This is a genomic window from Leisingera methylohalidivorans DSM 14336, assembly GCF_000511355.1.
Lineage (GTDB): Bacteria > Pseudomonadota > Alphaproteobacteria > Rhodobacterales > Rhodobacteraceae > Leisingera > Leisingera methylohalidivorans.
Genome location: NC_023135.1, coordinates 3,376,188 through 3,400,072 on the forward strand (window position 1 = coordinate 3,376,188; position 23,885 = coordinate 3,400,072).

The following is a 23,885-nucleotide window of genomic DNA, read 5'->3' on the forward strand; positions in this document are numbered from 1 at the left end:
GCACCCCGTCACTTCAGGCTTCGCTTGATTGTCTGATCCTGCAACTGCGCCAGCATCTCGTAGGGGCTGACCGTGTCACGGATCGTCTTGGTGGCGACATGGGTGTATTGGGCCGTCGTGCTCAGCTTGGCATGGCCGAGCAGCACCTGGATGACCCGGACATCCGCTGCCCGGCAGGCGCATCCGCAGGATGCTGCCGAGAGGGGGTGTTGGCCTCCAGCAGATGCGTCGCAAAGCTGTGCCGCAGGGTATGCAGCGTGGCGGCCTTTTTGATGCCGGCCATGTTCTTCGCTGACGTGAAGGCGCGGTTCAGCTGCCGCGGCGAGATCGGGTTGATCTTCGGCTTGCCCGGGAACAGCCAGCCCTCCGGCCGCGCTTCGCGCCAGTAGTCGCGCAGCAAGCTCAGAAGCCCGGGTGACAGCATCACCTTCCGGTCCTTCCGCCCTTTGCCCTGTTCGACATGGATCAGCATCCGGTCGCTGTCGATATCGCCGGTCTTGAGGTTGCATACCTCGGCGGCCCGCAGCCCCGCGCCGTAGGAAATGCTGAGCGCGGCCCGGTATTTGAGCCCGGGCCCCGGTGCCGCCATCAGGATGTCCGATACCTCTTCCACGCTGAAGACTACAGGCAACTTCCTGGGCTGGGTGCGGAACTGCATGTAGCGCTTCATCTCCTCGCGCCCGCAGGTCATGCCGAAGAAGAATCTGAGCGCCACGATCCGGGCGTTGAAAGTCGCCGGCGTTACCCCTGTATCCGTCATGTGCAGTTGATAGGCGCGGAGTTCCTCCGGTGAGGCGGTATCCGGCGGGTGCCCGAGGAAAATGGCGAAATCCTTGACCGCCCGGATATGCGCTTTCTGCGCCTTGTCGCCCATCCCGCGGATGCGCATGTCCTCGATCATCCGCTCTCGAAGCGGGGTCGATCTCTCCTCTGTCATGGGAGCCTCCTGTCTGGTGATTGAGAAGAGCTCAATCGTCAGGCAGAAATGCCGTTCCCCAAATGCACCACTGTCAGATCATCGCTGAACACCAGCCACCCGCGCCAATGCCGCGGAGCGGCTTCGTCCTTGGGCCGACAGCACCAGTTGCCTTGGTGCCGATTTCGTGACTTTGCAAAGGTCGCTATCTGCGCTCCGCTGCCCCCGGTGCAACCCGCAGCATCACATGAGGCAGCTTGGCCCTGCCGAGGGTCCGCTTCTCTAATTGGGCGTTCGGGTCAAGCTCGTTTTCCTTCCTTGTACGGGATCTTTGTCGCTCATCCGGGTCACGCTTCTCTTCGCAGTCTGGGTGATGCCGGGTGAGGCATCGCTGCACGCATGTGCCGGATTGGCTGTGGAGAGCCTCGCTTTCGGACGCGCTTCTCGTTGCGCAGCAGACACTTTCGGCTTCTTCCACGAACCTCGTCCGGTGAGGACGATCCCGTTCAGTTTTGGTATTGGGCTATTAGGTCATGCCATGCCCTCCACCGTCCCTGAACGGAACTCGGCGCCATCTGCCCACATGCGATGGAGCAGAACGGCCAGTTTGCGGGCGACAGCTACGACAGCGCGGCGGCGCCCCTTGGTGCGCATCAATCGCATGCCCCATGATTTGATCTGAGAGCCAGCCTTGGTTCGTACCAGCAAGGCGTTGGCGGCGGCGTAAAGTGTCGCCCTCACGTCTCGATCCCCGGCCTTGGATATTCGACCGGGATTATCTTGTTCACCGGACTGGTATCTTCGGGGCGTCAAACCAAAGTGAGCGGCCACAGTGCGAGATCGTTTGAAACGCGCGGGGTCATCAACCGCAGCCTTGAAGGTCAATGCTGTAACCGGGCCCACGCCGGGGGCCGTCATCAGGCGCAGGCAGACCTCATCCTGGCGGGCCGCGCGTTTACCCCGCCGGTCCAGTTCCAGGAAGTGTTGGTGCAGCGCCAACCGGGCATCAAGCAGCGGCAGCAAGGCATGGGCCAACACCTCGTCCATCTCGACCATTGGCCGGACCATATCGTCAAAGCTGCCATGCTGCACTGTTTTGGGCAGGCGGATACCGAAGATCTTCAAAAGACCGCGCACTTCGTTGGCCAGATCAATGGTCTTGCTCAGCAGAGCTTTCCGTGTGCTCAGAAGCGCCCGAATGCCGTGCGCCTCCCGGCTCTTCATATGAACGGGGCTGAACCACCCCGTGCGCAGGACTTGAGCAATTCCCCGAGCATCGTTCCGATCCGTCTTGTTGCGCATCGCCGATAGTGCGGCGCTCACCTGACGCGCTTCCATACAGACAACTTCAAACCCTTCAGCCATCAAGCCGTAGTACAGATGCTGACACATCGTACCGGCTTCAAAGCCAACACGCTCAATCGGAAAGCGAAGCGCAGTCAGATAGCCGGCAATCGCCTCAATCTCACAAGGCAGTTCTTGCTCGTGCAGAACCGTGCCTTTGCCATCGACAACACAGGCCGCGCAGGACCGCAGCGAAACGTCCAAGCCCGCGAAATACTCCATTCGAAATCTCCCATCTTCACAGATCTATTGTGATCCTATCGGGAGCTCGACCTCAGTTCAGGGTCTGCCCAATTACGCATGCTTCCGGGAAGTGTTTTGCGGCTGCAGAGGAGCCTTCGCTGTGCCTGGTTCGAATGTCGCGATTGGGCTGGCTCCGGCCCCCCACCGTGGGCGGCATGATGACCCGGCTTGGGGCCGCTTACTATTCCCCCGGGGCAAAATTTGCCGAGAGGGACACCCTCTCGGCGCTCTCCCGATTTTTCGGCTTCGGCTCAGCCGCGCGTTTGTTGTGACGCGCAGCCGCGCCGCCTCCGATACCTCCATGCCGCCAGACTTGGACTTCAGCTTGTAAAAGGTCGCCGGGCTCAGCCCATGCCGACGGCACACCTCCGCCGTCGGCATCCCGTTCGGCACTACAATTGATCCACTGGATCAATTGCTTAACGCTTGAACTCCTGCTCTTTGATCATCCCGATGATTTGCGCCTCGGTGAAACGGCTCTTACGCATTCGTCTGCTCCTACATAGGTTGCTCTGCCCCCTGAAAACTGGACCGTATGAAGCTGGAGTTTTCCGCTAAGTTTCCCTGGCTGGGAGAGGAGCGGAATCGCATGAAAGCATCGAAGTTCACGGAGGCGCAGAAGGCCTTCATCCTGAAGCAGGGCGAGCAAGGCACGCCGGTCGCGGAGATCTGCCGCAAGGCGGGGATCAGCCAGGCGACGTACTTCAACTGGAAGAAAAAATACGGGGGTCTTCTGCCGGACGAGATGCGCCGGCTGAGAGCGCTGGAGGATGAGAACACCCGGCTGAAGAAGATCGTAGCCGATCTGACGCTGGACCGGGAAATGCTTCAGGATGTCATTCGGCGAAAGCTCTGAAGCCTGGCCGTTTGCGCGAGATCGTCACCGGGATGTGCGTCGACTGGGGCGTGTCGATCCGGAGGGCCTGTGGGGCCATCTGCTTCGACACCTCCACCTACCACTACAAGTCCCGGCGGATCACTGCCCGGCAGGGCATCGCCCAGCGATGTCCCGAGAGGGGACCAGGCTGCCGTCGAGCGGCGGATCAAGGAGATTGCAGAAACGCGTGTGCGCTATGGCTACAGGCGCGTCCATGTTCTGTTGCGGCGAGAGGGCTGGACCATCAATATCAAGAAGACACGCAGGATTTACAATGAGTTGGGTCTGCAGTTGCGGAATAAGCACCCGAAACGGCGAGTGAAAGCCAAGCTGCGCGAGGATCGCGAAGAAGCCACCGGGCCGAACGACGTCTGGGCAATGGATTTTGTTCACGACCAGCTGGCCATGGGAAAGAAATTGAGGATCCTGACCGTGGTCGACACGCATTCGCGGTTCTGCCCTGTCGTGGATCCTCGGTTCAGCTACCGCGGCGAGGACGTGGTTCAGACCCTGGAACAGGTTTGCGGCAGGATTGGCTACCCGAACACCATTCGAGTCGATAATGGCAGCGAGTTCATCTCCCGCGATCTGGATCTCTGGGCCTACGCCAATGACGTCACGCTGGACTTCTCACGGCCCGGAAAGCCGACGGACAACGGGTTCATCGAGGCGTTCAACAGCAAGCTCCGATCCGAATGCATGAACGCGCATTGGTTCATGAGCCTTGCCGACGCCCGCGAAAAGTTGGAAGCTTGGCGTAGACACTACAACGAAGACCGACCTCACAGTGCGATCGGGTATAACGTCCCGATTGCCATGCATTATCCCGATGGCGTCACCAGCCCGTCATCGTGACACAGCCGGAAAACTCCAGCTTCCGGTGGTCCAATGTTGGGGACCAGAGCACAAACCCGCAGACTCTCGTCATGAGCGAGGGACCAGCGGGGGGCAGGTCAGCAGTCCTATGGGTATCAGGCCCGGCGCACCGCCACAGGGGAGACCGTCAAAGATGAAAAGGATATCAATCCGGATGAAGCACCGATCGTTGAACGTATCTTCCGAGAATACGCCTCGGGCTAGTCGCCGCTCCAAATCGCAACGGCTCTCAACGCTGATGGTATCCTTGCCCCACGCGGCCGAGGCAATGGGTCTGGAGACTGGCGCCAGACGACGATCAACGGCAACCGAGACCGCGGCACCGGCATTCTCAACAACGAACTCTATATTGGGCGCCGAGTCTGGGATCGCCTGCGGTATTCCAAGCACCCGGAGACCGGCAAACCTGTCTCCAAGCTCAACCCGTCCAATAACTGGATCTCGCACGAGGATGCGAACCTCCGGATCATCACACAGGACCTCTGGGACAGCGTAAAGGAGCGACAGACCGCGCAGCAGCGTGTCCGCGGCGCCAAGACCGCATCGGACGCCAACGGCCTGTCCGTGGCCCAAGGCATGCGTCGGCGCAAGTATCTGCTGTCCGGCCTGCTGTCCTGCGGACAATGCGGCGGCAACCTAACCATCGCAGGGAGCGGCAAGCCTGCTGGTCCCGACATTGCAAACGCAGCTTTCTCCGCATCGCTGCCGCTCGTGCCGGCGCAGCACCAGGACTAAGGCGCTCGAGCAGCGCGGTGGTCATCCTGGCTTCACCGAAGACCAAGGGCCATTCGCCGAAGTCGAGGTTGGTGGTCACGATGATCGATGTGTGCTCGTAGAGGCAGCTGATGAGATGGAACAATAGCTGACCACAGGTTTGTGCGAAGGGGAGATAGCCAAGCTCGTTGTGGATCAGGAAGTTGAGGCGGCACAGCAGATCTGCCGTGCGGCCCTGAACGCATGCTGTCGGGCCGGGCGGGCGGCTCCTCCGGAATACGCAACCCGCTCCCTGGCCAGAGTGATTCTTGCTGCGGTATCGCGGGCGGCAATCGTAGATGCCGTTACATGCAGTTGCCAAGCGAGGCGGCCGGATAGATCTGTACCTGCCGCGGCTCGATCAGACCCAGCGCCGTGCGCAGGCCCGACGCAATTCGGCATGCGATTGTCAAATCTTTCAGAACCGCGCTGCATTCGGTCTCGATCCGGTCCGCCCACAGCACCATCTGCGACCGTGTGTCCGCAAGCTCCACCCTCAGCACCAGCCGCCCGCCAGATTGCGTGTAGCGCCCGGAGAGGACGGAATCGGCTGCGAGGCGATCCCGGATGACCGCAGGGTTCGGATCCCGCTTGTGATGCGCGGTGGCGGCCAGTCGGGACATCACGTTGAGCTCCTGCGACTGTGACAGGATCGAGATGATATCGTCAGCCAGCATCTCCCCCAGAATGTCTTCTTGCTCCGCCGGCAGCGCCCGGAACGGGATCACCGCGACCGACGGCCGACAGCCCTCCCCAGTGTTGCGGAGGCCCCCAGCTACTGATGTGACAGGCATAACCCGGAAAACATGTATCATTTCCCCCTTAATGCACCGCTCACCCAAGTCCTCGAAGTTCCAGCCGGTACCGTCCTTAGCGGCCTTCCTGATGCCAGCCGTAGCCAGAACCTCTCCGGGAGCTGTCAGGCTGACGAGCCGACTGACGCGGGGCTCTGCCAGCAGACAGGGCATTCCCTGGCTGCTGGGGGTCGCCGCATTGGCGAGGTCGAGCGCAATGCGGCCCTCCGAATGTCCGCCCTGGCGGCGCATTTTTTCCGACAGTTCCAGCCCCAACCTGACTGCGGCCTCGGTTCCGGAAAGTTCAGCTACCATCAGCTGTCGCCGGCTGGCCCGCTGATGAAACGCCAGCCCGCAGACAATTCCGGTGCCCAGCGAGCCAAGAATATCCGGTGTCAGCACGCCGTCTGCAGCCTCAAGTGCAAGTACCGTGTTTTTGCCTGCCGGGGCCGGTTCATTCAACTGTTTCGAAGCGAAACCGCCGGGCGCCGTGAGAACATAGCCGCGTTTCGGCACAGTGCGCAGGATGGTCCGCTGTTTGTCATCCAGCGCACGGCGGATGTCCGCAATGCACTGGCACAGGCTGTCCTCCGTGACACTGACATCTGGCCAGACCTCAGCAAAAAGCTCGGTCTTGGTGACGGTCTGGCCGATGCTGGCGGCCAGCAGGTCAAGCACGTGTGCGGATTGCGGGCGTAGACGGATTTCCTCTCCGTGCCTGCCAATCAGGCGGGCCTTCTTATGATGAAACCAGCATTCGCCTAATTTGACTGGCAGCTCTGGGGCACGATCGGGTAGCATGCGTCTCCTGCCTGCGGTGTATTGAGAACACCTTCTGGCTTACACAACCTTTAGTTGTATTGCGTGAAAAAATGCCGGCAAATCTATATTTAGGCCGTGTTGACAAAAGGGATTCCCACCGCGACGTGATCGTGTTTCAAGCTGGTATCTGCAATGGAGACCAGCTCGGCACGAGACCTGATGGGCAACGAGGAATGGGCGCGCGGGGTATTTTACCGCAAATCCAGATGCGCAAAACCCGCAAGATGCGCGCTGGTGTCGATCATACGCTCTACCGGCTGCGCAACATGGTTGAGAGGTGCTTCAGCAAGTTGGAAAACGTCCGCCGTGTCGCAACACGCTACGATAAAACCGCTGAGAGCTTCCTGGTCTTCATAGATATACCCTCAATCCGGCTATGGCTGCGCCATCTGACCTAGCCAACCTCCGACGCCCCGCGCAGCGTCGGGCATGCTTCAGTGCGGGCGGGAATACGGACGAAACTTGCTCAGATGGCGGCCAGCGCGCCGGATTTGGCCTTCCGCCGCCGCCGCTTGTTCAGGAAATTTCAGATTTATTTCGGATCGAATTCAGGACTTCTCCCGCCGCTGCCGCCACGATCAACTCTGCCGGATCCGCCTCCGGATCTAAGCTCAACCCAATGCGCGTCAGGACCGGCGGACGCGCATGCGACAGCGGCGCCGCTTGGCGGCGTGCAAAGGAGAAACCATGCTCAATGATCTCACAAAGACCGTCCTCGACACCCCGTTGCCGTCGGACAAGGATCTTGCCAATGTGCTGCTCAATATCCAGGCCGCGCAGGACGGGTCGTCTCCGGCGCTGATCCGCAGTTCCGCGGCGGATGGCATTGCTAGCGCGCAGGTCAATGCGGGGAGCCTGACGTCCTTCACAGAACGGCTGTCAGGCCAGAGCAAGAGCGATGTCAAGAATTCCACACTGTTCGCTCAGCTCGCGTCGGACTACGCTTATGACCGCTATAGTCAGCCGATGGACTGGTACAAGAACTACGTTAACATTCTGGGTCAGATCGGCTGGAACCAGCCCGCATTCGCCTTTGATACCTACACCTCGGGCGGCTCGACCGTGAAGCTGGACGAGGCGGTTCTGAACATCCTTTCCGCCATCGCCACGGGTGCCGAAGTTGCGATGGTGGCGGCAACGATGCAGGGGCTGAATGAGCTTGGCGATGATTCCAAGCAGATGACAATCTGGGATGCCAACGGCAGCAACGGCAACAACGGCAACTTCCAGATCATGCCCGTCGACAAGTTGCCGAATGACGATGTCGTCATGGTTCTGACCGGCATGCAGTTCAACGCATCAACCAGCCATGGCCGGTTCCTGTGGTGGACCTGGTCCAGCACCTCGATCAAAATCCAGCGCGGTGCAAACCGGTTCGTGTTGAACGAGGATGTGTACGCCCAAGTGCGCCAGGCCGTGATCGACAAGCTGGGCGATCGCGCCAGCCAGTTGGTTGCCGACATTCCGATCGGCTGATGCAGAACCGCTGCCCGGCTCCGAAGGCCAGGCAGCTTTTTTGCTTACCAACCCGCATTTGCCTGCCGGCCGAAGCACCAGCCGTCAAACATGGGAGGTTCAATATGAACCGGAAGATGGAAATTCACGGTATTGATCTACCTGATATGGCGGTCCCTGCTTCCGCCAGCCCGGTGTCGCTGAAGCCCGCCTATGGCGTCAGCGACAGCGCCGAAGTCAATGCCAGCACCCTGCTGGCGCTCGACAGCGCTCTTGGCCTGCAGCACAAATCGGATGTGTCCGCCAGCTTGCTGTTCGCGCAACTCGCCGCCACCGCAGCAAGCGACAAATTCACCGCGCCGCGCAGTTGGATCCGTAAGGTGCTGGAGGTTCTGTCGGTCGTGGGCTGGTCCGTGCGGGGAGACAAGACCTGCCCGCCTGACAGGCAAGCGATGCCGGTGGACTGGCCAGAAACGACGCTGGAAATCTTCGAGCGCCTTTACGGCATGGCGGCACCGCTGGTCCGGCGAACGATCCAATCTGCCACGGCGCTGCCAGGAACAAGCAGCGCCGCGGAACTGTGGAATGCCGGCACCTATGGCGGAGGGCGGGGGCTTTACCTCACCGGCCTGGCGGAACAGGAGGGCGGCGGCGATCCTCGGTTGAGCCTGCTGCTGACCTCCTTCACGCTGAATGAAGGCGTGCCGGGCATCCTCGACTGGGTGCCGGATGCCGAACTGGTTCCGGAATTCGCGGCGCTTTCGCTCAACCTCGATGTCTACAGCAAGGTGCGCCAGCAGATCCTCGAAAAGCTGGGCAGCCGTCTCACCGAGGATGTCAAGCCGGTCAGCCTGGCAGGCTGACGCGCCATTGCCAGAAATTTGAACCCGACGGGAGAAAGAAGATGAACAAGCCATTCAAACCTGACTATCCGGCCGCCGGCCACGTCCTGGGGCAATCCGGCGGCACCCGGAAAACATCCGGCGCTCTGAAGATACCGGGCTTTCCGGGACAGGGGGTCGAGATTGTATTCCCCCCCGATGATCGGACCCGGGTGGAGGTGACCACCAGCTACCCCTGGAACACGATCGGCCAGCTTATCATGCAGTTCCCGAACGGGGAGTTCTTTACCGGAACGGCAACCCTGGTTGACGGAAGACACGTTCTGACTGCCGCGCACAATGTGTTCGGCAATGACCTCGGCGGGTTCGCGCGGAATGTCTGGTTTGTACCAGCGCGCAGCCACGATGACATGCCGTACGGAATCGCCGAGGCCGAAAGGGTCTTCATCACCGAGGAATATTACACGCTTTCACCGGCAAATCCGAACCAGACACCGGACGGCGAGGTCGATGATATCACGCTTTACACCGAGGACTACGCCATCGTGCGGCTGAAAGCGCCCCTCAATCTGCCGATTATGGGGCTCTACGCGGCGAGCGATACGGAACTGTCCGGAGCTTCGGCACGGATTACGGGCTATCCGGGCGACAAGCCGAACGACTATATGTGGACCGCCGCCGGCCCGATTTCCGCGCCGGATGAAGAATTCATTTTCTACCGGATCGATACCTATAAGGGCGAAAGCGGCGCAGGCGTGATGTTCGACTTCGACTTGCCTGTCGGGCTGGCGGTGTCGGGGGTTCACGTTGCGGGCGACGCCGAGCTGGTCACAAATTTTGCCGTGCGCCTGAACAACCAGAGAATTGGCCAAATCCTGAAATGGATGAATGCGTGACAGGGAACCGTCTTCCGGGCGCCTGGCAAGCCCCATGGAGCAGCCCCCTGAAAGGGGTCCACCAACTGGGATAGATTGTCCCTTAAATCGGAGGATCAGCGACGGCTGGAAAACGAGAGAAGCCCGAAGAGATTGTATTGAAGCTTCGGCAGGTTGAAGTGTTGCGGGGACAAGGCGCGACGATCGCCGAGGCGGTGCGTCAGATTGGCGTGGCGCAGCAGGCGTTTTATCGATGGCGCAAGCTCTATGGCGGGATGCAGCGGTCTCAACTCGTGCGACTGAAGGAGCTGGAGAAAGAGCACCAGCGGCTCCGTCGCGCAGTGTCTGGCCTGACGCTGGACAAACTCATTCTCACCGAAGCAGCAAAGGGAAACTTCTAAGCCCTTCGCGCCGGCGCAGATGCATCGGCCATGTGCGGCAGGAGCTGGGCGTGTCCGAGCGCCGCGCCTGCCGCATACCCGGTCAGCACCGGTCCACCTAACGCAAGGTGCCGCAGGGCCGGTCCGATGAGGAACGACTGACCGATGACATCATCGAACTGGCGGGCAAATACGGCCGCTATGGGTATCGGATGGTGACTGGCTTGCTGAACAATGCGGGCTGGCATGTGAACCACAAACGGGCCGGCCGCATTTGGCGGCGCGAAGGGCTGAAGATCCCGCAAAAGCAGAAGAAAAAGGGGCGGCTCTGGCTGAACGATGGCTCCTGGGTGCGTCTGCGGCCTGAACGCCCCGACCATGTCTGGCCGTACCACTTCGTCCAGGACCGTACCGCTGATGGCAGGCTCTGCCGGACACTGAACATTACCGGCGAATACACAAGGAAGGTGCTGATGATCCGCGTCGTTCGCAAACTCAACTCAACCGAAGTGCTGGATCCGCTGACTGATCTGTTCATTCTGCCCCGCCCGCCTGCGCCGGAAAGCGTCGTCCCAGTGGACCAGAGCAAGAAGTGCGGAAGCTCTAAAGACGGCCGAGGGCACGTCGGGGAGCACATCAGACCGACGATGCACTAACAATCAAACCGGACCACCGGATGGGCGCGCGCCATTGGCCTCACAGATCATGCCGAAGCGCATCTGCCGGGAGTATACTCTGTTCCGGTTCCGGGGCTGTTCGACGAACTGGATGCCGCTCGCCATTGGGCTCGAACCAATGGCGCCTTCAATGCCTCGCTCGGTCAGGATCGTGTGGATGCGATAGGGGAATTCCTTGAGCCGATGCTCAAGGAATTCCCACGCGGTCTTACGATCGGCCTTGTCCACGAGTTGCGTGACTGCAAACTTGCTGGCCGGTCAATGCCAACAAAGAGATACAGCTTGCCCTCGGTGGTTCGCACCTCCGCGATGCCGACGTGAAAAAAAACCGATAGGATAGCCTTTGAACTGCTGTCGCTTTGGCTTGTCACCCTCGGCCTGCGTCACTTTCGTTCCGGTTTGTTGCGAGCAATGCTCGCAACAAACCGGATATGGCAGCCAAACACAGTGACGATCTAAAACGCGAAGCGGTTCGGATCGCGACTAGCAACGGCCTGACGCGCCGCCAGGTCACGTCCGATCTGGGGGTCGCATTTTCGACCTTTGGCAAATGGATGCGCGACTTTGCGGATGATCCGTCTGGCGCCACACAGGATGCCGAGTTGGCTCGTGAGAATGAGCGGCTGCGCAAAGAAAACCGCATTCTTCGGGAAGAGAGGGAAGTACTAAAAATGGCAGCGATCTTCTTCGCAGGCCAAGAGCAACGAGATTTCAATTCATTGCGGACCACCGTGGAGATCTGTCGCGCGCCCATCTGTGCCGCCTGATGCAGGTGACGGATCGTGGCTTGCGCGCATGGCGGCGCAGGCCGCCATCACGTCGTCAGCGCCGGGATATGGTCCTGCTGGCTCATATCCGCGAGCAGCACCGCCTGAGCCTTGGCAGCTACGGTCGTCCGCGCATGACGCAAGAGCTCAACGAATTGGGCATCCATGTCTGGCAGCGGAGCGTGGCCAGGGTTATGCGCGACAACGGCATCCAGGTCCGGCGAAGCCGGAAGTTCAAGCGTACGCCCGAAAGCGACCATAGCTTCAATATGGCGCAGAATCCGCTGCGTCAGGATTTCACCGCCAATGCGCCAAACCAGAAATGGGCGGGAGATATAGCCTATATTTGGACCCGCGAGGGATGGGCCTATCTTGCTGTCACCCTGGATCTGTATTCGCGACGCGTCATCGGCTGGGCGCTGAGCAACCGGATGAAACAGGATCTGGCCTTGCGCGCCCTGGACATGGCCGTGGCCATCCGCAAGCCGCCTCCGGGCTGCATTCACCACACCGGTCACGGTGCGCAATACTGTGCCCGCGAATATCAGAAGCCTTTACGCAAGCACGAACTGGCGCCGTCGATGAGCGGCAAGGGCAATTGCTATGAAAAGCCGACCCCTATCAGCAGATTTTCATTGTAAATCGCCTGCCGGGCAACGGTCGAGAGCTTCTTCAAGTCACTGGAGGCCGAATTGATCCGGCGCCGGACCTGGCAGACCCGCCGCGAGGTCGAGCTGGCCGTCTTCGAATGCATCAATGGTTTTTACAACTCGCACCGACGGCATTCGGGCATCGGCTGGAAATCACCCGTGGCTTTCGAAAAGACCGCCGCCTAACATGAGCAACACACCGGAACGGAAACGGTGCAGGTCCAGTCCCGGCATCCGGCCGTTTGATGTTTCCACATGCCATCCGGGGGGGCAATCTGAACACGGGCTCTGATGCCGCTTTTTCGCTGCACTCAATCAACTACACAACGATGTTGCATAGGTATTTGTTCTGCCATAGTTTTGAAACAATCGGTTCAGAATGGTTAAGTGCTATGAGGCCAAGAGAATTTGATGAAGATGCGGCTGTTGACGCGGTCATGTGTATTTTTTGGCGAAAAGGCTATGCTGCAACTTCCATGAATGATCTGGTGGAAGCAACCGGCCTGTCTCGCAGTACCATATACAACTCCTTTGGCGGCAAGAAAAAGCTCTTTGCGCTGGCCCTTAAAGAGTACCGGCGAGTGACCACTGAAAATATTGCGATGATCTCCCGGCCCGGTGACGTGAGAACCAGCCTCCGGGAACTGCTTCTATCGATCGTTGCCGACGAATCAAGTGACCGCGAGGGCTTTGGTTGTTTCGCTGCAAACAGCAGCTTGGAGGTTTCCGGCCGGGATCCGGAGCTCAGCGCGTTGGTGGCGCAACATTTCGAGCGATTGGAGGCCGGTCTGCTGCGGCTCCTGAAGCGAGGGCAGAAAGCCGGAGAAATTCCGGCCGATCAGGACTGCCAAATGCTGGCGCGGTATTTTGTTGCTGTAATTCAAGGAATTAGGGTCGTCAGCAAGGGTCTCCCAGAGGCCTCCCGCCAGGTTCACTTGCAAAGCATCGTCGACGCGGTAATCAAATCGTTGTAGCGGCGTCATGAAGCTCTTCCTTTGGTTGTTGACTGTTATGGAATGATTGTTCCATAACGGCGCCACACACCGGCCCCCAATGCGGTCTGCACGCTGCGACGGCCGGCCGGGCCCGGCAAACAGAGGTTAAGCATGTCAATTGAAGCAAAATCTGCAACGCACTGCCCGCTGCGCGTGGCGGTTCTGGGAACCGGGCTGATGGGGGCGCCGATGGCCCGCAATATCGCGGCGACTGGCTGCCGCGTTACGGTCTGGAACCGCACGTCTGCCAAGGCCCTGTCCTTGGCAGTACATAATATTGCCCCTGCGGCGGATTCCGCCGAGGCGGTCCTTGGCGCCGATGTCATTGTGACCATGCTGAAAGACGCCGGCGCAATCGCAGAGGCCGTGTCCACGTTGCCGGATGCGGACAGCGCGCCGGCGTCCCCTGTATGCTGGCTGCAGATGAGCACGGTCGGCCCTGCGGACCTGCCCGGGCTGCAGTCTTTGGCAGACCGCAAGGGGCTTACACTGATTGACGCGCCGGTGCTCGGCACTCGCCAGTTGGCCGAAGCCGGGCAGTTGCTGGTGCTGGCAGCAGGGCCGGAAGAAACACGGGACGCCGTTCGCCCGGTTTTGGAGGCAATCGGCAAAGCCACCCGCTGGCTAGACACCGGCCCGGGCACGGCAACCCGGCTGAAACTGGCGCTGAACAGCTGGGTTTTCGCCCTTACCCATGGCGCGGCGGAAAGCCTGGCGCTGGCACGCGGCTTGGGGCTGGACCCGGCGCTGGTGGCGGAAACCCTGCGCGGCGGGCCGCTGGATACCGCTTTCTTCCAAATGAAAGCCCAGGCGATGGTGGCGGATGATTTCACTCCGGCCTTCACCATAGACAACGCCGTCAAGGACAGCGTTCTGATCCTGGATGCCGCCCGCGCGGCAGGTGTGCGCGCCGATCTCGCAGAGGCAGGCCTGAACCGCTACCGGCGGGTGCAGGGGCAGGGCCGGGGCGATGCCGATATGGCAGCCTCAATCCTCGCATAACGTCCAGCACGGCGGCTTTTGGGCCGCCGGCCGCAGAAATTTTTTATTTATTACAGGAGTTTAATGTGAGCAATTTTCTCGGCCAGCGGCTGCGCATCGGCGTTGCCATTCCATCGACCAACACCTCTGCACAGCCTGAAATGGAGGATATGCGCGCCTTTGGCGTCACCAATCACATCGGCAGGATCATCATTGACGACGATTCCCTGACCCATGCGGACGGTTCCAACCGGGTGATCGAGAACATCCGCAGCGCCACCCCCGATGCCCTCCGCAGCCTGCGCCATTGCGGCGCCGGTGCAATTATTGCCGCGGTGTCCCCGGATGGCTACTGGGAAGGCCACGCGGCACATGAAGCCCTGCATGGGCGTCTTGCGGAAGCCGCGGGCGGCGCCAAGGTCATCCTGAGCGCTGACGCCATCCTGGCGGCCCTCAAGGCACTTGGCGGCATCCGGCGCATCGGCCTTATCTCGCCTTATCTTGAGCTTGGCGACGAACCGGTCTCGCGTTTTTTCACCGACAGCGGGATTGAGGTTGCCGCCACCCACGGGCTGGGCGGGCGCACGCCCTCGAACATTTCGGACGTCACACCGGCGGATCTGCGCGACGCGGTTCTGGCCGTTGACAGCCCGCAGGTGGAGGCGATTGTCCAGGTTGGCACCAATGTGCCGATGGCGGCTTTTGCCCAGGCCGCGGAAGCCTGGACCGGCAAGCCGGTGCTGTCGAACAATGCGGTGCTGTACTGGCACGCATTGCGCAGCTGCGGCGTGACCGACCCGATCCCCGGCCGGGGCGTCCTGTACGAGAACCACTGACCCGGGCCCGCAGCGGCGGCTGCCGCTGCGGCATCCGCATTCTTGCATAGTACCCTGTCTGCAGCAGACCCCCGTCTGCTGGCAACAGCGGCAATTTATGAAACGATCATTCCAAAATTGACAGGATTTACCATGAACACTCCTGATCCGCTTCTTTCCCGTCCCGTTCATGCCGCTGCGCAGCAAACCAGTGCCCTGCGGGCGCTGCTGCACACCGCATCGGCCCGCACCTCCCTGGTCGACATGCTGATGCTGCAGGTGCGCTGCCGCGGTGACGAAATTGCGGTCTGCGACGATACCAGCGCGCTGCGTTATAATGATCTTGCCGAATATGCCGCCCGCCTGGCCACCCGCCTGAAACGCGCAGGCGTCGGCCCGGGCGCCCGGGTCGGCCTGTTCGCGGACTCCTCGGCCGAGATGATGGCCGGGCTTTGGGGCATTCTGTTTTCGGGCGGCGCCTATCTGCCGCTTGGCACCGATTACCCGGCAGACCGCCTGACCTATATGATCCGCGATGCCGGCATCGACGTGATTGTCACCCAGGAAAAACTGCGCGGCCGCCTGGCCGAGATGATCCTGCCGGGGGTGACCGTGATCACCCTGGACGCGCTGGATGCAGTCCCGGGCGGCGAAGACAGCGACTGTTTGTGCGGCCCGGCCCTGCTGGAGGATGATCTGGCCTATATGATCTATACGTCCGGCACCACCGGCACCCCCAAGGGCGTCGGCATCTCGCATGCCGCTATCCTGAACCAGCTGACCTGGCTGCAGACCGAGCAGAAGCTGCGGGTCGGCGAAACCATTCTTCAGAAAACCCCTGTCAGCTTTGACGCCGCGCAGTGGGAATTGCTGGCGGTGTGCTGCGGCGCCCAGGTCGTTATGGGCCGCCCCGGCTACTACCGCGATCCGGAGGCGCTATGATCCCATGCCCCATGTCATCATCAAGCATTTCGACGCCACCCTGACCGACGTGCAGCGAAGCGCCCTTTCCGACGCCATCACCAAGGCGGCGACCCAGGCCTTCGGCTGCTCGGAACACGCGGTCTCCATCGCATTGCGCCCCGTGAATCCGGACGATTGGAGCAACTCCGTCTTTGCCCCGGATATCGAAGGCCGCCCCCAGGAATTGATCAGATCGCCGGATTATTCGGCGATCTGATCTCCGCCCGCATTCCATTCATTGAAAGGACACACCATGAATGACCGCATATCCAATGCGTCACCAGCGCTGCTGCTGATCGCAATCTTCCTGATCTCGATAAACCTGCGGCCTGCCGTTGCCGCCATCGGCCCGCTGGTGTCGCAGATCCTTGGCGACACCGGCGTCAACTCCACCATCATCGGATTCCTGACCATGATCCCGGTCTTTCTGATGGGCATCGGCGCCATCTATGTGCGCCAGCTGCGCGCCGCCCTGGGCGAGCGCGGCGGCATCACCCTGGGCGCGCTGATCATTGCGCTGTCCTGTGCCACCCGCCTGTGGCTTTCCACCGGCGCCGGCCTTCTGGTCACCGCCGCCGGGGCCGGGATCGGCATCGCCATGGTTCAATCGCTGATGCCGGGTTTTGCCAAGCGCAACTTTGGCGCCTCAACCGGCCGGGTGATCGGCCTCTATTCCACCGGTATCGTGGCCGGGGCCTCGATCGCCGCGGGCACCGCTGCCGGGCTGGCGTCCTCCCTGGAATGGGCCGGCACGCTGGCCGCCTGGAGCCTGCCCGCTGTTCTGGCAATTGTGTTCTGGGCGCTGGCCGCCCGCAATGCCGACAGCGAACGCGCTGCTCCTGCCCCTGCTGCAGGCACCATACCGCCGCAATTCTGGCGCAGCGGCCGCTGCTGGTCTCTGATGCTGTTCTTCGGGGTTGGCACCGGCGCCTTCATGCTGGTCATGGCGTGGATTCCGCCGTTCTACCTGGAGCAGGGGCTGGATCAGGGCACTGCGGGCCTTCTGCTGTCCGTGCTGACCGTGATCGAAGCGGCGACAGCTCTGGGCGTGGCTGCCTTCATCCATCACTTCCCGGACCGCCGCGGCCCGCTGGTTTTTGCACTGATTGTGACGGCTCTGGGCTTTGGCGTTCTGTATTCCTCCCCGGTAGAGATGTCCTTCCTGGCAATGACCCTGCTGGGCGTTGGCATCGGCATCCTGTTCCCGCTGTCGATCATCGTCGCCATCGACCACGTTGATGATCCCACCACCGCGGGCAACTTCACCTCCTTCGTGCAGGGCGGCGGTTACATCCTGGCAAGCTTTGTGCCTTTGCTGGCCGGTGCGGTCCGCGACGCGATGTCTGACCTCAGCCAGGTCTGGCTGGTGATGGCCGCAGGATCGCTGCTGATGATCTTCCTGGCTGTCCGCTATTCCCCCGGCAGCTACAAACGCTTCTCCGCCATGCTGCGCAGCGTTTCCCTGGACCGCGGGCTGCGCGCGGCCAGCTGAGATCAGTTCCTCAGCGGGCCGCTGCCGCCGCGATATAGCAGGCTTGCCTTCAGCGTCTTCCGGCGACGGCACAATGTGCTGAAATCCGGTGCCGCCCAGTCCAACCCGGCCAACCGCAAAAGGCGCTCGGCGAAACCCGTAGTTTGCCGCAGCGGCAGGCCAAACAGGACCTTCATCGTCAGGCAGGTCTGGATCGCGGCGCCGCTGAACTTCTGCTGGCGGCCGCGCTTGCCGCTCGGCGGCGGCTCCCAGCCCATATTCGGATCAAACCAAATCGAAAGAGATCCGCGCTGCTGCAGCGCGGTGTTGTAAGACGGCCAGTTCCCGGTCTTGTACTTCGTAGGGGCCCAACTGCTCATGACCCCCAGCTATCATGCTGAATTGCAATATTAATCCCCAATGACATTTGCGCAACAAAGCCGTTTTTGCCTCTGCACTGTATGCATCTGCGGTCGACTTTGAACGCTGGCGGTTGGCATTGAAACTGTGCAAGGCCAACCCGCCTGTCAGATTTTGCGCAACGGTTCCCTGCTGCGCTGGCTCTGGCCTACACCTGGGGCAGAGCCAACCGCCGCATTCGATGGCGGCAGAAGCGGGCGCTGCCGCACCATGTCCGACGCGCGCTCCGCCAGCATGATCGTCGGCGCGTTCAGGTTGGCGTTGGGTTCACTGGGGAAAACAGAGCTGTCAATCACGCGCAGCGCGTCGATACCGTGCACTTTCAGTTCGCTGTCCACTACAGCCATTCCATCCTCGCCCATGCGGCAGGTGCCGCAGGGATGATAGGTGCTTTCCATCGTTTCCCGCACCCAGGCATCGATCTCATCATCCGTCTGGACGTCCTTGCCCGGCGCCATCTCCTCGCCGCGGTATCTGTCAAAGGCCGGCTGGGCAATGATTTCCCGCGTCAGCCGCAGGCACCTGCGGAACCCTTCCCGGTCCTCCTCGCGGTCGAGGTAATTGAACAGGATATCGGGCTGCTCGTAGGGGTCGGTGGACCGCAGCCGCACATGGCCCCGGCTTTTGGGTTTATTGGGCCCGGTCAGCACCATGAAACCATGCTCTTTCAGCGGTTCTTTGCCATCATAGCGCATCGCCGCAGGCAGGAAATGGAATTGAATATCGGGCCATTCCAGGGAGGCATCCGAACGGATGAAACCGCCGCTTTCGAAATGGTTGGTGGTCGACAGGCCGCGCTTGAACAATATCCATTCCGCGCCGATCAGAAACTTGCTCCAGAGCCCCATCTTGCCATTCAGCGTGATCGGTTCCCTGCAGGCGTATTGGATGTAGACCTCGGAGTGATCTTGCAGGTTTTCCCCGACGCCGGGCAAATCGTGCTGCACATCGACCCCGGCCTGGCGCAGAACCTGTGCCGGGCCGATTCCCGACCGCTGCAGCAGATGCGGCGTGCCGATCGGGCCGGAGGATATCAGCACTTCGCGCGTGGCATGCGCAACGTGGCGCTGACCGCCGCGTTCATATTCGACGCCTACCGCGCGCTTGCCCTCCAGGATCACCCGCCGCGTCATGGCATGGGTCACGACGGTCAGGTTCGGCCGGGACATCGCCGGTTTCAGATAGGCATTGGCAGTGGACCAGCGGCGGCCGTCCTTCACGGTCATATGCATCGGGCCGAACCCTTCCTGCAGGTGGCCGTTCGGATCCTCAGTGGTGACATAGCCCGCGTCGCGCCCTGACGCGACGAAGGCGCGGTAGAGGGGGTTCTCCATTTCATTGCCGGCATTTGTGGCAAGCGGGCCGGTGTCCCCGCGCCATTCGTCGCCGCCGCCTTTCCAGCTTTCAGCGCGCTGGAAATAGGGTAGGCAGTTGGCGTAGCCCCAGCCTTTGGCGCCAAGTTCTTCCCATTCATCGAAGTCGCGGGCATGGCCGCGCATATAGACCATACCGTTGATCGAAGAGGACCCGCCCAGCACCTTGCCGCGCGGGCAATGCACCCGGCGCCCGTCCAGCCCCGGTTCGGGCAGCGTGTAATAGCGCCAGTTATGCTTGGTGCCATTCATCGGGATGGATAGCGCCGTTGGCATCTGGATAAAGATGGACTTGTCCGACCCGCCGAATTCCAGCACCAGAACGCGCGTTTCGGGATCTTCGCTCAACCGGTTCGCCAGCACGCATCCAGCCGAGCCTGCGCCAATGATGATATAATCGTAGGACTGAGCCATGGGACACCTTCCGTTCTTGTAAGTAGATTGCAGCCTTGCGGCGGCCGGCAGGCAAACGAGCTTCACCTGCCGGTTGGTTGTCAGTTCTTGGGGTACTCTCCCCAGCCCGGCCGGTTGGCCAGCAAGCGGGTCAGCACGTAGTGGACCAGCCCGGCCATGGCGCAGGACGGCAGCGACGCGGTGAGGTAGCGGAAGGCCCCGACGTTATCGAGCGTTTGCGGGTTGAAGAGCCACACATAGGTGACAAAGCCCACCAGCAGCGCAAAGAGGCCAATCGGGTTGAAGCCGCCGAGGAACTGATAGGCGCCGTTTTCCTGCTTGCCGTGCAGCGCGCGCAGGTCAAGCCGCTGGCGGCGCAGGAAGAAGTAGTCGGCGATGCCGATCCCTGCCAGCGCCGAGTTGAGCGCCGACGTCCAGACCAGGAAAATGAAGAACCCGTCATAGATCTGCGGAAAGACCACGGCCAGCAGCAGCGGCACTATGCAGAAACCGAACAGCAATGTGCCCCAGCCGATCCGGCGCACGCCAGCGGTGCCGACCTGGCGCAGCCCGACGATTGCAGCATAAAGGATATTGGCCATTGAGGTGATGTTGGCAAAGGCGATGAAGCCGAGAGCCGCCACACCGACACCAACACCGGCAATCGTTGTCATCCAGATCGTCGGATCGCTGTCGCCCAGAGATACCGCAGCCAGCAGGCCCACGATCTCGCCCAGCACAGCGGCGCCGAAAATGCCAACCAGGTTGGGCCAGAAGGCCGTCCGCTCATTGCGTGTCAGCCGCGCCAGGTTGCCGATGTAGGGCCACCAGGAGAAGCCGGCCGCCATGTTGACCTCAATCGCGATGATGAAGTTCAGCTTGCTGTCTTCGAACGGCGGGTCAAGTGCCTCCATGGCCATCAGTTCGGCAAAGGAGTGCTGGCGGAAGATCAGCCACAGCATGCCCACCATCAGGAGCACCAGCGCAGGCGAAACGATCATGTTGAAGACCTTGATCGAGGTCGGCCCGCGGGCGACGATGTACCAGGTCAGCAGGATCGCCCCAACCGCGGCGATGGCCGTTTTGATACCAATTGGCGAAGCCGTGCCGCCGCTTGCCAGCGCGGTCAGCCCGTCGATCGAACGGCCGAACATCATTGCCAGCACTGCCAGCCAGCCCATGGTCAGCACGATGACAGCCAGCAGATAGACAAGGCGGCTGCCGTTGTAACCGAACTGGCTGCGCAGGGCGGTGAACTGTTCAACGCCGTAGCGCCCGGTCATAACCGTGGTGGCCAATGCCGTCAAAACCACGCCGAATATATTGCCGATCACGATTGCCGCGATCCCTTCCTTCGGGCCGACGAACAATCCAACCGCGCCACCGATCAGGAAGGCCCAGGTGGCAATTGCCAGCGCCGAATTGGCAAAGGTGAATTCCTTGAACCCCCACAGCCGTTCCGAAGGCAGCAGCGGCGCATCGCCCCGTTCGGCTGCCGCACCATAGCCATTGGATGCACCGGCTGCGGGATCCGCGCCGAAGTTCTCTGTTGTTGTTTCCAAGGTCATCTCAGGTCCCCCACATCCAGAAAACGGCGGCAAGCGCCAAGGTCAGCGCGGCTATCCCGAGATAGTCGATTGCGGTCATGCGGCCGCGGCCGCCTTCTCCGATCTGGTCATAGACCGCGGCGCGCCGGTCAATCTCAGCGAGCCATTCTTCAGTATGTTCGTTCATCTTTACCTCCCTAGATTGCAGGCCCCTCCGGCCTGCGGTTACGCTCCCCACGTATCCCTTAGGTTCTCCGGACCTGGACGGGTTCCGTGTAATGCGGCAGCCTGTCTATGCGCGGGCTCCAGTCCCCGCTTTGCACCACCTTCTGGACATGGGCCGCGATTTCCTCCATCGGTGCAAACCAGACACCGCCGCGTTCCAACGCCTCTTCGATAAACCGGTGCATGATCTCCCACCGCGCCAGTCGGCCGGTGGCAAAAGGATGCACAACGGGAACCCAAAGCCCGCCGTGGCGCCATGCCGCGTCATATTCCTGCGAGAAGATCTTGAAACCTTCCTGAGGCGCGCGGATGGGCATCATGTAGTCGAGATCCATCGACTGAACGTATTGCGGCCAGTCGTCCAATCCCCAATGCGACGGCAGTTCCACCAGCTGCCCTGCCGCGGAGTCAAGCATATAGGGCTGGTCATCACCCATCAGCGAGGCGTCATAAACAAAGCCCCGCTCTGCCAGAAGATCCGCCGAGCGGTGCGAGAAGTTGTAGAGCGGCGCACGCCAGCCGCGCGGGCGCTGGCCGGTTGCCTTGACGATGACGTCGATGCCCCGGTCAAGCCAATACGCCTCCTCCTCCGCGGACAGTTCACGCGGGTGCTCATGCAGGTAGCCGTGATGGGCGATCTCATGGCCGCCCTCCAGGATCGCCTCGACCGCCCGGGGGTATTGCTCGATGCACCAGGCCGGAATGAAGAAGGTCTGGCGGATACCAAGCTGCCGGTAGCTTTCAACGATGCGGGGAATAGCAATTTCCGGCCCGTAGCGGAGCATGGAAATCGCCGCCGTGCGGCTGTGGCCGTCGGTCGGGTGGGCCAGATGGATCAGGCTGTCAGCGTCCATGTCGAAGGTGATGCTGGCCGCGCATTTCGCGCCGCCCGGCCAGGGAATTGGGTTGCTGATCATGGCATGATGCTCCCGCCGTTGGGGCCAATCCCTTGGCCGGTGAAATACTGGCCGCCGGGGCCGGCGAGGAAAGTTGCCACCGAGGCAACCTCCGCTGGAGTGCCGAAGCGGCCGAGCGGAATGGCAAGTTCCTTTGCCCGCCATTCAGAACTCATATGCGCTGCGCCCAGCATTTCGGTATCAATCGGTCCGGGGCAGATGGCGTTGACAAGAATACCGGGGGCGAATTCCTTGGCCCAGCTGCGCACGAGCCCCAGCACACCGTGTTTGGAGGCGACATAGGGCGAAAAGGTCTCGCGCCCGTAGTAGGCCATGTCGGAAGCGATCAGGATAACGCGGGGCGGATCGGCCGCATCCGGCGTCATCAGGCCGATGGCAGCCTGACCAGCCAAAAAGCTGCCGCGAAGATTGACGCCAATCACACGGTCGAAGTCCGCCACCGGCGTGTCCAGAAGCGGCGCCTCGTGAATGATTCCGGCGCAGTGGACCAGCACGTCAAGCCCGCCCCAGGCAGATCTCAGGGTGTCAGCCAGCGCAGCCACCGCCGCCGCATCGGAGACATCGCAGGCGTGCGTATGGACCTCGGCCGCGCCTTGTGAACCGGCCGCTTCGGCCGTGGCGTCCGGCGCATTGAGATCGGCAAGCGCCAAACGCGCGCCTTGCCCTGCAAAGGCCAGAGCTGCGGCCGCTCCGATGCCGCGCTGAGCGCCGGTAATGAGAACGCGCGCCGTCATGCCATCACCTCGCCGCGGTCAACCATGACCGCCTGACCGGTGATATCCCGCGCCCCTTCCGAGGCGAGATACAGGTAGGCCGCAGAAATATCGTCAGGTTCCAGCAGCCCCGGCAGGACCTGCGCGGCAGTGATCTCGGACAAGAGATCCTCTTCGCTGCGGCCGGTGCGCTGCGACATCTCGGTCAGCGACAGCATCGCTGCATCGGTCTTGACCCATCCCGGGCAAACCGCATTCACCCGGATACCGCGCGGCCCGAGCTCCTTGGCCATCACGCGGGTGAAACCCAGGTTGGCATGTTTCGAGCCGATATAGGCCGCAAATTCCGGCACTGCGGTACGGCTCCAGATCGAAGCGGTAACGATAATACTGCCGCCATCGCGCATTTTCGGCACGGCGTGGCGGGTGACGTAGAAGGTGCCGTTCACATTGATGTCGGTGATGCGGCGGAAAGTTTCCTCGACCGCCGCGTCGGGGTCGAGCAGAGGGGTGATGCGCTCCAGCCCGGCATTGTTGACCAGCACGTCGATCCGGTCGAGCGGCGCCAGCGCCGCTTTTACCGATGCGCTGTCGGTGATGTCAGCTTCGAGCCCCCGGCAGGGCCGCCCGCTTTCAGTGGCAATGGCATCAGCGGCGGCATGGATGCCGGCACCTGAAGACAGGATCGTCACCTCGGCACCAGCCATGGCAAAGGCTCTGGCGGCGGCAAAACCGATGCCGCGGCTTGCGCCGGTGACCAGCACCTGTTCGCCGGTGAAATCATAGCGGAGCTTGCCCATT

The 23,885-nt window shown here is 61.5% G+C and carries 19 protein-coding genes and 9 pseudogenes; 14 read left to right on the plus strand and 14 right to left on the minus strand.

The window, feature by feature from the left end; translation table 11 throughout:
* Window positions 1-8: 8 nt before the first annotated feature.
* The 3 genes and pseudogenes from METH_RS16490 to METH_RS23320 form a co-directional block, all read right to left on the minus strand.
* A pseudogene (locus METH_RS16490) lies at window positions 9-937 on the minus strand (tyrosine-type recombinase/integrase).
* A gap of 510 nt (window positions 938-1,447) precedes the next feature.
* Window positions 1,448-2,482 carry an IS110 family RNA-guided transposase gene (locus METH_RS16495; RefSeq protein ID WP_024091613.1) on the minus strand — a complete coding sequence of 345 codons (1,035 nt, stop codon included), beginning with the start codon at window positions 2,480-2,482 and terminating at the stop codon, window positions 1,448-1,450.
* Between the two features lie 267 nt (window positions 2,483-2,749).
* Window positions 2,750-2,991: pseudogene (locus METH_RS23320) on the minus strand (transposase); the annotation flags it as partial.
* 101 nt (window positions 2,992-3,092) lie between these two features.
* On the opposite strand from METH_RS23320, the pseudogene METH_RS16505 reads away from it, so the two are divergent.
* A pseudogene (locus METH_RS16505) lies at window positions 3,093-4,235 on the plus strand (IS3 family transposase).
* 237 nt (window positions 4,236-4,472) lie between these two features.
* Entirely contained in the window at window positions 4,473-4,991 is a 519-nt protein-coding gene (locus METH_RS23325) for a recombinase family protein (protein ID WP_281173430.1), read from the plus strand.
* On the opposite strand, the pseudogene METH_RS23330 reads toward METH_RS23325, so the two are convergent.
* Both METH_RS23330 and METH_RS16515 read right to left on the minus strand, forming a co-directional pair.
* A pseudogene (locus tag METH_RS23330) lies at window positions 4,987-5,208 on the minus strand (ATP-binding protein); the annotation flags it as partial. The gene METH_RS23325 and the pseudogene METH_RS23330 overlap by 5 nt on opposite strands.
* A 106-nt stretch (window positions 5,209-5,314) precedes the next feature.
* Window positions 5,315-6,604, minus strand: coding sequence for a winged helix-turn-helix domain-containing protein (locus tag METH_RS16515; RefSeq protein ID WP_084013817.1), 1,290 nt, complete (start codon window positions 6,602-6,604; stop codon window positions 5,315-5,317).
* A gap of 200 nt (window positions 6,605-6,804) precedes the next feature.
* Here METH_RS16515 and METH_RS24905 point away from each other — a divergent pair.
* The 5 genes and pseudogenes from METH_RS24905 to METH_RS24910 all read left to right on the plus strand — a co-directional run.
* Window positions 6,805-7,023 (plus strand): annotated as a pseudogene (locus METH_RS24905) (IS5/IS1182 family transposase); the annotation flags it as partial.
* A 289-nt stretch (window positions 7,024-7,312) separates the two neighbouring features.
* Window positions 7,313-8,101: a hypothetical protein gene (locus METH_RS16525; protein ID WP_024091619.1), complete on the plus strand. Its 789-nt coding sequence runs from the start codon at window positions 7,313-7,315 to the stop codon at window positions 8,099-8,101.
* Between the two features lie 146 nt (window positions 8,102-8,247).
* Window positions 8,248-8,943, plus strand: a complete 696-nt coding sequence (locus tag METH_RS16530) for a hypothetical protein (RefSeq protein ID WP_024091620.1) — start codon at window positions 8,248-8,250, stop codon at window positions 8,941-8,943.
* A 41-nt stretch (window positions 8,944-8,984) separates the two neighbouring features.
* Window positions 8,985-9,818: a trypsin-like serine peptidase gene (locus tag METH_RS16535; RefSeq protein ID WP_024091621.1), complete on the plus strand. Its 834-nt coding sequence runs from the start codon at window positions 8,985-8,987 to the stop codon at window positions 9,816-9,818.
* Between the two features lie 86 nt (window positions 9,819-9,904).
* Window positions 9,905-10,734 (plus strand): annotated as a pseudogene (locus tag METH_RS24910) (IS3 family transposase); the annotation flags it as partial.
* Window positions 10,735-10,836: 102 nt separating this feature from the next.
* On the opposite strand, the gene METH_RS24915 reads toward METH_RS24910, so the two are convergent.
* A complete protein-coding gene (locus METH_RS24915; RefSeq protein WP_024091624.1) occupies window positions 10,837-11,082 on the minus strand; it encodes a hypothetical protein in 246 nt (81 codons plus the stop codon).
* A gap of 5 nt (window positions 11,083-11,087) precedes the next feature.
* Window positions 11,088-11,229 (minus strand): annotated as a pseudogene (locus METH_RS25405) (IS481 family transposase); the annotation flags it as partial.
* Window positions 11,230-11,285: 56 nt separating this feature from the next.
* On the opposite strand from METH_RS25405, the pseudogene METH_RS16560 reads away from it, so the two are divergent.
* From METH_RS16560 to METH_RS16590, 7 genes and pseudogenes are all read left to right on the plus strand, one after another.
* A pseudogene (locus METH_RS16560) lies at window positions 11,286-12,457 on the plus strand (IS3 family transposase).
* A gap of 59 nt (window positions 12,458-12,516) precedes the next feature.
* Window positions 12,517-13,245: a TetR/AcrR family transcriptional regulator gene (locus METH_RS16565; RefSeq protein WP_084013819.1), complete on the plus strand. Its 729-nt coding sequence runs from the start codon at window positions 12,517-12,519 to the stop codon at window positions 13,243-13,245.
* 174 nt (window positions 13,246-13,419) lie between these two features.
* Complete coding sequence (locus METH_RS16570; protein WP_024091627.1) at window positions 13,420-14,268, plus strand: NAD(P)-dependent oxidoreductase; 849 nt, start codon at window positions 13,420-13,422, stop codon at window positions 14,266-14,268.
* A gap of 65 nt (window positions 14,269-14,333) precedes the next feature.
* Window positions 14,334-15,083: a maleate cis-trans isomerase family protein gene (locus tag METH_RS16575; protein WP_024091628.1), complete on the plus strand. Its 750-nt coding sequence runs from the start codon at window positions 14,334-14,336 to the stop codon at window positions 15,081-15,083.
* Window positions 15,084-15,215: 132 nt separating this feature from the next.
* Window positions 15,216-16,004, plus strand: coding sequence for an AMP-binding protein (locus tag METH_RS16580; protein ID WP_024091629.1), 789 nt, complete (start codon window positions 15,216-15,218; stop codon window positions 16,002-16,004).
* 4 nt (window positions 16,005-16,008) lie between these two features.
* Window positions 16,009-16,242 carry a tautomerase family protein gene (locus tag METH_RS16585; protein WP_024091630.1) on the plus strand — a complete coding sequence of 78 codons (234 nt, stop codon included), beginning with the start codon at window positions 16,009-16,011 and terminating at the stop codon, window positions 16,240-16,242.
* A 36-nt stretch (window positions 16,243-16,278) separates the two neighbouring features.
* The gene (locus METH_RS16590; RefSeq protein ID WP_024091631.1) at window positions 16,279-17,517 is read left to right on the plus strand and encodes an MFS transporter; all 1,239 of its coding nucleotides are present in this window, start codon (window positions 16,279-16,281) and stop codon (window positions 17,515-17,517) included.
* A gap of 11 nt (window positions 17,518-17,528) precedes the next feature.
* Here the strand turns inward: METH_RS16590 and METH_RS16595 are convergent.
* From METH_RS16595 to METH_RS16620, 7 genes and pseudogenes are all read right to left on the minus strand, one after another.
* A pseudogene (locus METH_RS16595) lies at window positions 17,529-17,876 on the minus strand (transposase); the annotation flags it as partial.
* 147 nt (window positions 17,877-18,023) lie between these two features.
* Complete coding sequence (gene betA, locus METH_RS16600; protein ID WP_024091632.1) at window positions 18,024-19,703, minus strand: choline dehydrogenase; 1,680 nt, start codon at window positions 19,701-19,703, stop codon at window positions 18,024-18,026.
* 80 nt (window positions 19,704-19,783) lie between these two features.
* A complete protein-coding gene (locus METH_RS16605; protein WP_024091633.1) occupies window positions 19,784-21,250 on the minus strand; it encodes a purine-cytosine permease family protein in 1,467 nt (488 codons plus the stop codon).
* Between the two features lies 1 nt (window position 21,251).
* Window positions 21,252-21,416, minus strand: a complete 165-nt coding sequence (locus METH_RS24375; protein ID WP_024091634.1) for a hypothetical protein — start codon at window positions 21,414-21,416, stop codon at window positions 21,252-21,254.
* 58 nt (window positions 21,417-21,474) lie between these two features.
* Complete coding sequence (locus tag METH_RS16610; RefSeq protein ID WP_024091635.1) at window positions 21,475-22,371, minus strand: polysaccharide deacetylase family protein; 897 nt, start codon at window positions 22,369-22,371, stop codon at window positions 21,475-21,477.
* Complete coding sequence (locus METH_RS16615) at window positions 22,368-23,105, minus strand: SDR family NAD(P)-dependent oxidoreductase (RefSeq protein WP_024091636.1); 738 nt, start codon at window positions 23,103-23,105, stop codon at window positions 22,368-22,370. The genes METH_RS16610 and METH_RS16615 overlap by 4 nt, the downstream gene beginning before the upstream one ends.
* Window positions 23,102-23,884, minus strand: coding sequence for an SDR family NAD(P)-dependent oxidoreductase (locus METH_RS16620; protein ID WP_044008471.1), 783 nt, complete (start codon window positions 23,882-23,884; stop codon window positions 23,102-23,104). The genes METH_RS16615 and METH_RS16620 overlap by 4 nt, the downstream gene beginning before the upstream one ends.
* Window position 23,885: the final 1 nt, after the last annotated feature.